General features: G+C 35.1%; 12 protein-coding genes. All 12 read left to right on the top strand.

Annotation, left to right across the window (positions count from 1 at the left end):
* The first annotated feature begins 329 nt into the window (after positions 1-329).
* The 12 genes from A9G40_RS07415 to clpP all read left to right on the top strand — a co-directional run bounded on the left by A9G40_RS07415 (position 330) and on the right by clpP (position 14283).
* Positions 330-3014 carry an inverse autotransporter beta domain-containing protein gene (locus A9G40_RS07415; RefSeq protein ID WP_065582524.1) on the top strand — a complete coding sequence of 895 codons (2685 nt, stop codon included), beginning with the start codon at positions 330-332 and terminating at the stop codon, positions 3012-3014.
* Between the two features lie 157 nt (positions 3015-3171).
* Positions 3172-4119: a hypothetical protein gene (locus A9G40_RS07410; RefSeq protein ID WP_141675219.1), complete on the top strand. Its 948-nt coding sequence runs from the start codon at positions 3172-3174 to the stop codon at positions 4117-4119.
* Positions 4120-4253: 134 nt separating this feature from the next.
* Positions 4254-4460, top strand: coding sequence for a YheU family protein (locus A9G40_RS07405; protein ID WP_065566873.1), 207 nt, complete (start codon positions 4254-4256; stop codon positions 4458-4460).
* A gap of 82 nt (positions 4461-4542) precedes the next feature.
* Positions 4543-5175, top strand: a complete 633-nt coding sequence (gene crp / locus A9G40_RS07400; protein ID WP_065566905.1) for a cAMP-activated global transcriptional regulator CRP — start codon at positions 4543-4545, stop codon at positions 5173-5175.
* Between the two features lie 52 nt (positions 5176-5227).
* Positions 5228-5944, top strand: a complete 717-nt coding sequence (locus A9G40_RS07395) for an isoprenyl transferase (RefSeq protein WP_065582522.1) — start codon at positions 5228-5230, stop codon at positions 5942-5944.
* Between the two features lie 9 nt (positions 5945-5953).
* Positions 5954-6811, top strand: coding sequence for a phosphatidate cytidylyltransferase (locus A9G40_RS07390; protein WP_065582521.1), 858 nt, complete (start codon positions 5954-5956; stop codon positions 6809-6811).
* A 13-nt stretch (positions 6812-6824) separates the two neighbouring features.
* Entirely contained in the window at positions 6825-8177 is a 1353-nt protein-coding gene (gene rseP, locus A9G40_RS07385; RefSeq protein WP_176700450.1) for an RIP metalloprotease RseP, read from the top strand.
* A gap of 25 nt (positions 8178-8202) precedes the next feature.
* The gene (bamA, locus tag A9G40_RS07380) at positions 8203-10626 is read left to right on the top strand and encodes an outer membrane protein assembly factor BamA (protein WP_065582519.1); all 2424 of its coding nucleotides are present in this window, start codon (positions 8203-8205) and stop codon (positions 10624-10626) included.
* A gap of 37 nt (positions 10627-10663) precedes the next feature.
* Complete coding sequence (locus A9G40_RS07375; RefSeq protein ID WP_065566868.1) at positions 10664-11152, top strand: OmpH family outer membrane protein; 489 nt, start codon at positions 10664-10666, stop codon at positions 11150-11152.
* A complete protein-coding gene (gene lpxD / locus A9G40_RS07370; RefSeq protein ID WP_065582518.1) occupies positions 11152-12165 on the top strand; it encodes a UDP-3-O-(3-hydroxymyristoyl)glucosamine N-acyltransferase in 1014 nt (337 codons plus the stop codon). Before A9G40_RS07375 ends, lpxD begins: the two co-directional genes overlap by 1 nt.
* 121 nt (positions 12166-12286) lie before the next feature.
* Positions 12287-13588: a trigger factor gene (tig, locus tag A9G40_RS07365; RefSeq protein WP_065582517.1), complete on the top strand. Its 1302-nt coding sequence runs from the start codon at positions 12287-12289 to the stop codon at positions 13586-13588.
* Between the two features lie 92 nt (positions 13589-13680).
* Positions 13681-14283, top strand: a complete 603-nt coding sequence (gene clpP / locus A9G40_RS07360; RefSeq protein ID WP_065582516.1) for an ATP-dependent Clp endopeptidase proteolytic subunit ClpP — start codon at positions 13681-13683, stop codon at positions 14281-14283.
* The last annotated feature ends 15 nt before the right edge of the window (positions 14284-14298 follow it).

Here is a 14298-nt window from a genome sequence, read left to right as displayed (position 1 = left end):
TTATTTAATCATTATTTTTCATAAAGATATAATCAAATGTAATGAAATTAACAAAAAAACACAAATTAATGGATTGAATTATATTGATAAATTCTAAACTATTAAAAAAAGATCAAAAAAAAGTAATAAAATATTTTGATAAATGACTTTTTTGTAATAAAATTGCAAAACTTAAGAAAGCTTTGTAAAGAAATGTAAAGCACAAAAGAATAAACTGTACTCTAAAATATATTAATAAATAATAACATTGATATTTAATAAAGATAAATTGATATTGGCTATAAGTTTTATGTTATGACCATTGTCGGTGGAATATAAGGACTATTAAGATGAGAAAGAATCTTAATTTAACAATTATCTCTGCATTTGTAATTGCCACATTAGGTTGGCAATCTGCTTATGCTACTGATGCTCAGGTATCGCAAGGTCCTGTAGATAGCAATACGATAATTGAATTAAAAGATGGCTCAAAAGCTCGTGAAATGATTAATAATCAGCAACGTAGTCTTTATCAGATTGCGCTTTTAAGTAGTATCTCTATTTCAGAATTACGTGCAATGAACGCAGGGCGTTTTGATAAAAAAGATGTTGTTAATGTCGGTGAGCGTATTGTTTTGCCTGAAAACTCTCCTTTATTGCCAGCAATTAAAATAAAAGATGACAAAGATGACAAACATGTTAATTTGCCTCAGCTTGGTTCAGATGATAACTATGATGTAAAAAAAGACAAAGATGCACTTTCAACGCAAATTGCTTCAACTTTGCAAACTTTAGCTAGTCAGGATTGGAAACAGATAACTTCGCCAGACAACGGTGGTATATCAGGGCATTTAAAAAATAAAGGTAGAGATTACGCCGAAAGTTATGTACGCAATGGAGTTAAAAGCCAAGTAGTTGATCCAGTTCGTAACGCTGTGCAGGATTTTTTAGGACGGTTTGGTACCGCTCAGTTGCAATTTGATCTGAGTGATAAAGGGCAATTTAATAACGTTAACCTAAAATTATTTAGTCCATTATATGATTCTGAAGATACGTTAATATTTAGTCAAATATCGTTTCAAGAATATGAACATAAGCGCCGCATAGGTAACTTTGGTATTGGTCAACGTTGGGATGTTGCTGATAAAACATGGTTACTTGGTTATAACGTATTTTTTGATCATGATTTCCAGCGTGATCACAACCGCTTAGGTATTGGTGCTGAAGCGTGGAGTGATTACATGAAATTTGCGGTTAACTATTATCACCCCTTATCTGATTGGAAAGATTCTAAGGATTTCGATGATTATTTAGAGCGTGCAGCAAGAGGTTTTGATATTCGCTTCCAAGGGTATTTACCACAATATCCACATTTAGGTGGATCATTGATGTATGAGCAATACTATGGTGACAAAGTAGCTTTATTTGGTAAAGATAATCTACAAAAAGATCCAAGAGCAGTTACTGTTGGCCTTGATTATACGCCAGTTCCTCTTTTCACGATTAAAGCTGAACATAAACGAGGTCAAGATAATAAAAAGGCAACTAAAGCAGAATTAACGATGAACTATCGTATAGGCACACCATTAAAAGATCAACTGGATCCAGATATGGTTCAATCAGCTCGTTCTTTAAAGGGTAGCCGTTATGATTTAGTTGACCGCAATAACTATATTGTTCTTGAATATAAAGAAAAGAAAATGTCTGTCGATCTAGGGCTTGAACAAACGCAGTTGATCGAAGGACAAACTTATCCATTAAGTATTAGTGTGCATAATGCTAAGAATCTATCTAGCTTATCGTGGACAGGCGATATGCTGGAAATAGATGCAGGTGGTGGTTTTTTGTGTGTAGCAACAGGTGCATGTACTGCTTCTTCGTGGCTTAATCCGCCAGTTGACACGAATAACTGGCAAATTGTTGCACCGAGTTATGTTGATCAAAATGGCCAACGTCGCCCAGTGAGTACAAATGGTAAATATTCTTTATCGGTATCGGTTACAGATAGTCGTGGTAAATCCGCAACATCTAATGCAGTCAGCTTTGAGGTATTGCCCGATCCAGCAATGCGTAAAGTTGGCGTCTGGGCAGTTGATAGTTCAGGGAATAAAACAACCTTGGCGACTCAAAGAGCTGATGGTTTAAGTAGTTTGACAGTATTGGCAACGCTTGTTAAGCCAAAGGTAGATAACGGTTCAGTCAACTCATTTGATGATGTAGATGGCTTTAGTGATAATGAAATAATGGATCGTATACCAGGAACATTTAATGAATTTTCAGCGTTATGGACTGCAACGAGTAACGGTGAAAAAATAGCTTTAATTAATGGTACATCGGGCGATGTGAACGAGTGTCCAGAACAAAAACCTTGCGTGATTGTTAAATCATTTGAAAAAGTTGCAAAAGGTCAAAAAGTGTCATCTGATGCATCAACAGCTGCGGGTATAGAAGTGATTGGTGACAGTTATACTTTAGATGTGGCTTCAAATATTGAGGGAATAGTTGATTTTTCAATTTCGTTAGATCAATACGGTTTTGGTTCATCATTTAATAAAGCTGCTGTTAATTTTTCTGGCGGTAAATCAGGTTACATTGAAGTTTGGAAGGCAGATGGAACATTAGTTGCTAAAAGTGAAGGGGCTATACTTCAGTTTACCCCAGCAGGACCAAAAGAATGGTTAGTTGGTCATGAATACTATGTTAAAGCGTTTACCACAAACAATACACCAATTGCTGATCCGTTTGTTATTTGGTCATTAGTTGGTTCAAATGATAAAGCTTGTCCTGGTACTCATGCGACTTTATTGGAACATGATGTTATTAGTCATCCTAAAGGACCATGGTTTAACGTTGCTATGGGTAAAGATGCACCTTACAAAATAAGGGGGATAAATGACAGTTATGCAACATCAGGCACTAGTATTCAAGCTGTAGCAGATGCGCCAACCAGTTTATTAGATTTCAGCCCAATTTCGGCACCATCTTCTGCGTGTGCAGGCGATCAAGGATTTAAATTACAAGTAACTGTCTTGTAATAGAACAAGAATTTTGATTACCGAGCCGTATCGTTAATCAAAAGGAAACACCAGTAAAAGTGGTGTATTTATATAAATACAACATGTTAATTGATAGAAAAATAGGAAGTTAAACATGAAAAATTTTACAGTAAAAAAAGTTGCGTTAGGCTTGCTTTTGGCTGGCTATGCAGCAAGTAGCGCATTTGCAATAGGTGGGACAACCCAAGCAGTTATCGCCGGTAATGCACCTGTAATGAAAGCTGACGACTCATCAGCAGAGCATACAATGGCGGTCTCTTTCAAACGTGATGGACGTCTTCTTACTAGCAACGACACGCTTAAAGTTAACGATACAATTCACATTCAATATAAATTGATCGATGCAGATGGTGATACAGATACTTCAGGAATAAAAGACTCCTTAAAAGTTTTTGTTAAAGATACAAATGGTCAATGGCTTCCTGTAGCTATAACAGCCAGTACAACGTATAATAATGACGGAGTAGGTGAAATTTCATTCGCTATTACTAACGATTTTGCTGGTAAAACTGAAATTGGTTTTAAAATTTTAGAAAGAACAGATTTTGGTTACCCTCTATCAAACCAATGGATAACTGTAAGTGATATTTTTGCTAGTAATCCTCCAGATGTAACGCCAACTGATCCGACTAACCCGGGTCCAGGCCCAGAAAACCCAGGCAACCCACCACAACCAACAGGTCCTGGTAAGCCTAATCCTGATCACCCTAGACCTGGACCAATCGAATCTGATTCGTATAAAGTTTATATTTACAAGCTAGATGTAGCTGGTAATCTAGAAGAGGCTGTTGACTATGCATCTACAGCGGTTAGTCCTAAATATGGTGAAAAATTTGCTGTAGTAGTGAAAGATACAGCGGATAATGGGGATTATACCTCAAGATTTACTTATGAATGGTACGTGACTGGTACATATGAGACAGTAGAAGCAGTAGATACAGCTCTATCTGGCGCATATAATAAAGTAGGGGTTAACGATGCTATCTTATTAGGTTCAGATTCTGGAGCTAAGCATAATAGCCTGTACTCAACAGATTATAAGGCTGGTATTCAAGGTTATAAACTTGCAGTTAGAACAAAGTAAGTTAAGCCATGTTGCTATCAAAAACCACTCTTTTGAGTGGTTTTTTTGTTAGTGATGAAGCATTACTTTGTATGCTTTATATTATCGAAGCTTTGTTATAAAATAATTATAATTTGAATTTATTGTTATAATATATGATTATTCCTTGGCAAGACCTCGATCCACAAACATTAACTAATCTAATTGAATATTTTGTATTACGCGAAGGTACTGACTACGGTTTACAAGAAAAATCACTACAAGAAAAGGTTGATGAAGTTAAACTGCAATTAATTAATGGCTCTGTTGCAATTTTTTGGTCGCAATTGCACGAAACAATGGATATTAAGCCAATCAAATAATGGTTAAAATGATTGTTTGTATATAATTTATTGTGTAACTTTGTTATAGTGTTATTGTTGTAAATTAAATGGAGAGGTGGGAATAATGATTGGTAAACAGCAATCGGATACAACGTTAGAATGGTTTTTATCTCATTGCCATATTCATAAATATCCAGCTAAGAGTACTCTTATACATCAAGGCGAAAAAGCAGAAACTCTCTATTACATTTTAAAAGGTTCTGTAGCAGTATTGATTAAGGATGATGAAGGTAATGAAATGATTTTATCTTATTTAAACCAAAATCAATTTTTGGGCGAGTTGGGACTTTTTGAAGAAGGTACTGAGCGAACTGCTTGGGTTAAAGCCAAAACAAGTTGTGAGGTTGCAGAAATTTCGTATAAAAAATTTAAACAGCTTGTTCAAGTCAATCCAGATATTTTAATGCATCTTGCCAGTCAAATGGCAAGTCGATTACAAGTCACATCTGAAAAAGTCAGTAATTTAGCCTTTTTAGACGTTGCTGGGCGTATTGCGCAAACGCTTTTAAACCTTGCTAAACAACCTGATGCTATGACACACCCTGATGGTATGCAAATAAAAATTACACGCCAAGAAATAGGTCAAATTGTTGGTTGTTCGCGTGAGACGGTGGGGCGAATTTTAAAAATGCTTGAAGATCAGCATTTAATCTCAGCTCATGGCAAGACAATTGTTGTTTATGGTACGCGTTGATTGACCAAGATGATATAATTAATACAATGATTAATACAATACGAGATATCGCATGACACAAAAAAGAGGTATTCCAAGTCATGTGGCTATAATTATGGATGGTAATGGTCGTTGGGCTCAGCAACGTAACCAGTTACGCGCTGTTGGTCATCGGGCAGGATTAAAAACGGTACGGAAAATTGTGGCTTACGCGGCAACTTTAAAAGTTAAAGTTCTTACTTTATATGCATTTAGCAGTGAAAACTGGAGGCGCCCACCCAATGAAGTTTCCGCTCTAATTTCCCTTTTTATCTATGCATTAAAACGAGAAATCAAAAGTTTGAATAAAAATAATGTTCGCTTGAATATTATTGGTGATATATCTCGTTTTAGTGATAATTTACAAAATATGATTATTCAAGCGCAAAATTTAACCAAAAACAATTCGGGTTTAGTACTAAATATTGCCGCCAACTATGGTGGGCGTTGGGATATTTTGCAATCGGCAAAAAAAATGGCTACCCAAGTGACTAAGGGGGAGATCACTTTAGATGAAGTAACAGAAGATCGTTTTGCTTCAATAATGTGTATGGGAGAATTTCCTAATGTTGATTTAGTTATCCGTACTGGAGGCGAATATCGAATCAGTAATTTTTTGTTATGGCAGATTGCTTATTCTGAACTCTATTTTACCGATACCTTATGGCCTGATTTTAACCAAGCTTTATTTGATGAAGCAATCAATGCTTTTAATGCCAGAGAGAGACGCTTTGGCGGCATTCGCAATTAAGGATCATTTATGTTAATTCATCGTATACTTGCTGCAGCTGTGCTTATTCCACTTGTCATAGTCGTTCTTTTTTTTGTTCCTTTATCTGTATTTTCTCTAACTATTATTTTGGTTTGTGGATTAGCTGCATGGGAATGGGCTCAGTTTCTTCATATTACTAAAAAACATTCAAAATTAATATTTGCTCTTTCAATCGTTGTTTTATTAACTATACTTTATTTGATTCCAAATTCAGTTGAATTAAAAATAAAGCTATACACCGTGATTTTATCTTTATCAATTATATGGTGGCTAATTGCTTTGTATTTGGTGGTTAGCTATCCAGATACAACCAAATACTGGAGTGATTCAACGGTTATTCATTCAACTTTTATAAAGCTACTATTTGCCTTTTTTACGATAGTGCCATTTTTTATTGGTATGATTGAACTAAGAGCAATTAACTATATGTCTAATTCTTATACTGGTGCAGTTTGCTTACTTTATGTTTTTGTGTTGGTCTGGGCAACAGATACAGGTGCTTATTTTGCAGGACGCGCATTTGGTAAACGAAAATTAGCTGCAAAAGTTTCTCCAGGTAAGACCATAGAAGGGTTTATCGGTGGTATAAGTGTGGCTATCATAATTAGTATCATTGCCTATATGCTTAATTTATTTGATATGACATTTAGTACATTTTTTATTAGCTCTTTATCGGCAATTTTTGTTTCGGTTTTAGGTGATTTAACTGAAAGCATGTTTAAGCGTGAAGCAGGTATAAAAGATAGTGGTCACTTAATTCCAGGGCATGGTGGAATTTTAGATCGTATTGATAGTTTAACTGCTGCTGTTCCTGTTTTTACTACATTATCTTTTTATTTATTATAAATGGAGATTGATTTTGCTGTGGTCACTGTTATTATTTGTTATTACGATTAGTATACTAGTTACTATACATGAGTTTGGGCATTTTTATGTTGCTCGCTTATGTCAGGTTCAAGTTGAATGTTTTTCAATTGGTTTTGGTAAAAAATTATGGTCACATAAATTTTCAAGTGGAACAGAATTGGTAATTGCTATGATTCCACTTGGTGGTTATGTTAAAATGTTAAATACCAGATCAACAGCATTATCAAGCAATAGCAATAGCAATAGCAATAGCAATAGCAATAGCAATAGCTTGGCATTTGATCAAAAGAAAATTTGGCAAAGGGCTTCAATTATTTTTGCAGGTCCGTTTGCTAATTTTGTGTTAGCTTTGATAAGCTATTGGATTATTTTTTTAATGGGTGTAAATGTTTATCCCGTTAAAATAAAGGAAGTGATACCTAACACACCTGCTTCCACAATAGCAATTCCAGTTGGTGCTGAATTGGAAACTATTGATAATATCAAAATTGAAACATGGCAAGATGTAAACTTGGCTTTAATCTCTCTAATGGGAAAGAATGATATGTCTTTCACCTATATTGATGGTACCAATAATAGCGATCAAAAAAAAGAAGTTAAGAAAAGTGTAGATATTAGTAATTGGTATTTTGATATAGAAAAAGACTCAGCTATTACCGCATTTGGTTTTGTTCCTAAAGAGGTGGAAATTTATCCAATTGTGAGTAAAATTGTATCAGGTTCGGCAGCAGAACGTGCGGGTTTGCGTGTTGGCGATAAAATTATTGGTTATAATGATCAGCTATATACAAATTGGCATGATTTTTCCAACACGATTAAAAAAGCTCAAACAATGACGTTGAAGGTTAATCGAGAAAACAAAGAAATTTATCTTACACTCGAGCCAACCGTTCAAAAAAACGGGGAAGGTGTTGTGGGCTTATATCCTACAACTGATGTAAAAGTTGTGCAGTATGGTTTTTTCGAAGGGTTTAATAAAGGTATAGCGCAAACGGCGTTAACTACAAAGTTAACTATTCGTTCGCTTTATCAATTATTAACGGGGGTTATTGGTCTAGAACATATATCTGGCCCAATAACAATAGCAAAAGGCGCAGGGCAAACAGCAAGTTATGGTTTTACTTCTTACTTATATTTTCTAGCCTTTATAAGTATAAGTTTGGGAGTTATCAATCTTGTTCCATTACCTATATTAGATGGGGGACACCTTGTTTTTTTATTACTTGAAAAGATAAGAGGGCGAACCTTATCAAATAAAGCACAAGAGCGTTTTTCTCGTATTGGCTTTTTTTTATTAATGGTAATAATGGGAATTGCACTATTTAATGATATTTTACGGTTGTGATGGAATGAGGGCATAAATATTTACGATGAAAATAAATAAATTACTTATAGCATCTTTGTTGCTTAGTACTACAGCAGTATATAGTTCTAACGCATTTTGTATTGATGATTTTGTGGTAAAAGATATCAAATTTGAAGGTTTACAGCGTGTTACTGTTGGGGCAGCATTGCTTGAAATGCCAATCCAAGTTGGTGATTATGTTAATGAAGCGGATTTAGGGCGTATAATTAAATCGCTTTATTCTAGTGGAAACTTTGATAATATTACTATTTCTCGTGATGGTGATCGGTTAATTGTTCATGTTCAAGAACGCCCAACTATTGCTAGTATAAGTTTTTCTGGTAATAAGTCAGTTAAAAATGACATGCTTAAGAAAAATCTAGATAGTTCAGGCATTCGTGAGGGTGAAGCATTAGATCGCACTATGCTTTCAGGTATTGAAAAGGGCTTAGAAGATTTTTATTACAGTGTTGGTAAATATAATGCTCAAATTAAAGCTGTTGTAACTCCATTATCTCGTAATCGTGTCGATTTAAAATTAGTTGTTGCTGAAGGTAAATCAGCATTAATTGATCAAATCAATATTGTTGGTGCTAAGGCTTTTTCATCAGAAGAACTTATTTCGCGTTTTACCTTGCGTGATGAAGTACCTTGGTGGAATATGCTTGGTGATCGTAAATATCAAAAACAAAAATTAGCCTCCGATTTGGATGAATTACAAAGTTTTTATTTAAATCGTGGTTATGCTCGTTTCAATATTGAGTCAACACAAGTTAGTTTAACGCCAGATAAAAAAGGTATTTACGTTACAATTAATATCCATGAAGGTGAACAGTATAAGCTTTCTAAACTTGAGTTTATGGGTAATTTTGCAAACTATAAAGAAGCAATTGCTAAAATCGCTAACGAAAAAGTAACCATTGGTGAGCTTTATAATGGTAAAAAAATTACTGAAATTGAGGATAGCATTAAACGTTTACTTGCTAATTTTGGTTATGCATATCCAAAAGTTTCCATTCAGCCAGAAATGGATGATTCAGAACATACGGCTAAATTAGTTGTTCTTGTTGATGTTGGTGAGCGTTTTTATGTTCGCAATATTAAGATAGTAGGAAATACCATAACAAGCGAAAGCGTAATCCGTCGTGAACTTCGGCAAATGGAAGGAGCTTGGTTAAGTAACGGGTTAGTCGAATTAGGTAAAGAACGTTTAAATCGACTTGGCTTTTTTGATACTGTTGAAGCAAACACCGAGCGTGTGTCTGGTGTTGATGATCAAGTTGATATTATTTATAAAGTTGCTGAACGTAATACGGGTAGTATCAAATTTGGTGTTGGCGTCGGTTCTGATAGTGGTCTTAGCTTCAATGCCGGTATCTCTCAAGATAACTGGTTAGGCACAGGTAATAGTGTCTCATTTGATATTAACACTACTGATACAGATAAAACAGCATCTGTTTCTATTGTTGATCCTTATTTTACTGTTGATGGTGTAAGTTTAGGCGGTAGCATTTACTATAACACCTATAAAAACGATGATAAAGATGATGAGTCAGAATATGCGAGCAAGACTTGGGGCGCTTCAGCTAATTTAGGTTTCCCTATTAGTGAAAATAATTTTGTTCGTTTTGGCACTGAATACGCTAATCATAATTTGTCCGATATGCAAGCGCAATATAGTATGTGGCGTTATTTTGACTCCATGGGTGAAAATTTGAAAAATAAAAATTCTATTTCTTTCGATACCAATGATTTATTGCTAAGTGCTTATTGGACATATAATTCTTTAGATCGTGGGTTCTTCCCAACTGATGGCTTAAAAATGACAGCTAGCGCTAAATTCACTGCGCCATTATTTGATAACCGATTCTATAAACTAGTTTCAGATGCCTCTTACTATTATCCGATTGACAATGACCATAATTGGATATTCTTAACTCGGGCAAGAATTGGCTATGGAGGTGGTTTTGGTGGTAAAGAGTTACCATTTTACGAAAACTTTTATGCTGGAGGAGCATCAGTATTACGTGGTTTTAAATCCAATACTGTTGGTCCTAAAGCAGTATATCTTAATAAAAGTGGTGTGTGTGATAGTTTAGATAATACCTCTGGGTGTACAAAATCAAAAGATGCAGTAGGCGGTAATGCTATAGCTTTTGCTAGTACAGAGCTGATTGTTCCAACCCCATTTGCGGGTGAAAAATATGCTGATAATATTAGGACATCGTTATTTTTTGATGCAGGGACTGTATGGGATACCGAATGGAAACTAAAAGGAAATAATATTCCAGATTATAGTTCTCCATCGGATATTAGAATGTCGGCTGGTATTGCAGTGCAATGGATGTCACCATTAGGTCCTTTGGTCTTTTCTTATGCTCAACCACTTAAGAAATATGAGGGTGATTCAGCACAACAGTTCCAATTTAATATAGGTTCTACATGGTAATTCCATGTTATAAATAAAAAACACATAGGTGATTAAAGTGAAGAAAATTATATCTATTCTTGGTGTTAGTTTAGCATTTCTTTTTGCAGGCGTTGCAAATGCAGAAATTAAAATTGGTGTGGTTGATGTTATGTCAGTTTTACAACGTATGCCTCAACGTGAATCGGTCGGTAAGGCGTTGGATAATGAATTTGAAGCAAGAGCCAAATCATTACAAGTCGAAGAAAAGAAAGCTGGTGATGCCGCTGCTCGCCTAAAAAAAGATGGCTTAACTTTGTCTTCTTCTGAAAAAGCTAAACTAAATAAGGTGATTTCTGATTTTGAAAATAAAGCGAAAGCTTTTTCAGCTGATTATCGTAAACGTGAAACAGAAGAAGCAGGCAAATTATTAACTAAAATCCAAGAAGCTGTTAAAGATATTGTTGAGACAGAAAAGTACGATCTTATCTTAAAAGCCGAAGCTACATTATCAGCTTCAGATGCGGTTGATATTTCAGATAAAGTATTGGCAAAGGTTAAAAAATAATGTTTGCTTTTCGTTTAGAGCAACTAGCTAAGCAACTTGATGCTAAATTACACGGTGATGCTGATTTAACTATCACTGGTATTGCATCAATGAAAAGTGCAATGTCAGGTCAAATTACTTTTTTATCTGACAAAAAATTACAAAATAATTTGTTAGAGTGCAAGGCTTCTGCTGTTGTAATGACAGCAGAAAGCCTTAAGTTCTGGCATGGTGCAGCTCTGATTGTTAAAGATCCATATCTTGCATATGCAAAATTGGCACAATATCTTGATACTACGCCTGCTCCAGCTAAGGATATCGCTAGCTCAGCAGTGATTAATTCAACAGCTAAATTAGGTTGTAATATATCAATAGGCGCTAACGCAGTTATTGAAAGCGGTGTAGTGTTAGGCGATAATTGCGTTATAGGTGCTGGTAGTTTTGTAGGTAAAAATACCACAATAGGTGCAGGAACAAAATTATGGGCTAATGTTTCTGTTTATCATAATTGTGTTATTGGCGACAATTGCTTAATTCAATCAGGAACTGTAATTGGTGCAGATGGATTTGGTTACGCTAATGATAAAGGTAAGTGGATTAAAATTCCTCAACTAGGTCGAGTTGTTATTGGTAATAACGTTGAAATTGGAGCTTCAACGACAATCGATCGGGGAGCGCTTGATGATACTATTATCGGTAATGGCGTTATTATAGATAATCAATGCCAGATTGCTCATAACGATATTATTGGGGATCATACAGCGGTTGCTGGTGGCGTTATTATGGCAGGGAGCTTAACTATTGGCCGTCATTGCTTAATTGGTGGTGCAAGTGTTATTAATGGGCATATGGAAATATGTGATCAAGTTACCATAACTGGTATGGGTATGGTTATGCGCCCAATTACTGAACCAGGGGTTTATTCATCAGGTATTCCATTGCAAGAAAATAAAGTTTGGCGAAAAACGGCTTCATTAGTTTTACATATTGACGAAATGAATAAACGTTTGAAGGCACTTGAGAAGAAACAGTGAAATGTCTCGACGTAAGCGGTTGCGATCGGTATAATGCACGCCTATTTTTAAATTTTTTAGCTCAGTTATCGTTTTTATATAAATATGGGCAGATAATATTCAATAATTTCGAGGTATAAAGATGCAAGTTTCGGTAGAAACAACACAAGGTTTAGGTCGACGTTTATCAATTACAATTAAAGCTGAAGATATTACGAAAGCGGTTGATAAAGAACTTATTAATACGGCAAAAAAAGTACGTATTGATGGCTTCCGTAAGGGAAAAGTGCCTTTAAAAATTGTTGAACAACGTTATGGTGCTTCTATTTTACAAGATGCATTAAGTGACTTAATGCAACGAAATTTTATTGAAGCAATTATTCAAGAAAAATTAAATCCGGCTGGTGCTCCAACTTATACACCACAAGAATATAAAAAGGGCGAAGATTATACCTTTACTGTTGAATTTGAAGTTTATCCAGAAGTCAAAGTTGAAAATTTAGATAAAATTGAAGTTGAAAAACCTATTGCTGAGGTAGCTGATGCGGATGTTGAAACTATGATTGAAACCTTACGCAAACAGCAAGGTGTTTGGAAAGAAACTGGTAAAGAAGCTAAAGAGCAGTATCGTGTCACTTTGGATTTTGTTGGTAAAGTTGATGATGCCGAATTTGAAGGTGGTAAGGCTAATGATTTTGCATTAGTATTAGGGCAAGGTCGTATGATTCCTGGTTTTGAAGATGCAATTATAGGGCATAAAGCGGGTGATCAGTTTGAAATTAATGTGACTTTCCCTGAAGATTATCATGCTGAAAATCTAAAAGGTAAGCCAGCTGTATTTGCAACAACACTTAAAAAGGTTGAAGAGTTAGAATTGCCAGAACTTACTGAAGAGGTCATTAAACGCTTCGGTATTGCTGATGGCACTATTGAAAGCTTACGATCTGAAGTTCGTAAGAACATGACAAGAGAGCTCAATGCGACAATTCGCAATAAAGTCAAAATTCAAGCTATTGATGGTTTGGTTAAAAATAATGAAATTGATGTGCCTGAGGCATTAGTTAACCGTGAGGTTGATGTATTACGTCAGCAAGCTTTATCTCGTTTTGGTGGTAATGTAAAACCTGGTATGGAATTACCAAAAGAATTATTTGAAGCTGAGGCTAAAAAACGCGTTGTTACTGGTTTGTTGTTTAGCGAAATTATTGAAAGCAATAAATTAACAGCAGATGAATCGCATGTTCAGGCATTAATTGATGAAATTGCAACTGCATATGAAGATCCAAAAGAAGTTTTAGAATATTATCGTAAAGATAAAAAAGCGATGGATAATATTCGAGCGGTAGCACTAGAAGATCAAGTTGTCGATCTGTTGTTGGCTAGTGCCAAAGTAACAGAAAAGAATTATTCGTTTTCCGAATTAATGAATCAGCAAACAGCTTAACTTACTAGTCTTTTCATTTTATATAAAAAGATCACTATAAAGCCCAAATAAGAATTGTCTGTTTGGGCTATTTTGTTAATTAGGAGATAAAAATGCCTTTAGAATCATATATGGGTGTTGTTCCAATGGTTGTTGAGCAAAATTCTCGTGGTGAGAGAGCTTATGATATTTACTCACGATTATTAAAAGAGCGAGTTATATTTTTGACTGGGCAAGTTGAAGATAATATGGCAAATCTGATTATCGCTCAAATGTTATTTTTAGAAGCTGAAAATCCTGATAAAGATATCTATTTATATATTAATTCACCTGGTGGTGTCGTTACTGCTGGCATGGCTATTTATGACACAATGCAATTTATAAAACCCGATGTCAGCACGATTTGTTTAGGACAAGCATGTTCAATGGGATCATTACTTTTAACAGCAGGCACTAAAGGTAAACGTTATTGCTTACCTAATGCCCGTGTAATGATTCACCAACCATTAGGTGGCTTCCAGGGGCAGGCTTCAGATATCCAAATACATGCACAAGAGATTTTACAGGTAAAAAACCGCTTAAATAATATTTTAGCCATGCACACCGGCCAAGATATTAGTGTGATTGAAAAAGATACCGATCGTGATAATTTTATGTCTGCCGATAAAGCAGTTGAATATGGTCTAGTTGATGCCATATTTAGTAAACGATCTTAATATTAGGTAGGTGGT

It is taken from the genome of Gilliamella sp. Nev3-1 (assembly GCF_001690435.1).
GTDB classification, from domain to species: Bacteria; Pseudomonadota; Gammaproteobacteria; order Enterobacterales; family Orbaceae; genus Gilliamella; species Gilliamella apicola_C.
This window is presented reverse-complemented; position numbering and strand designations above follow the sequence as displayed.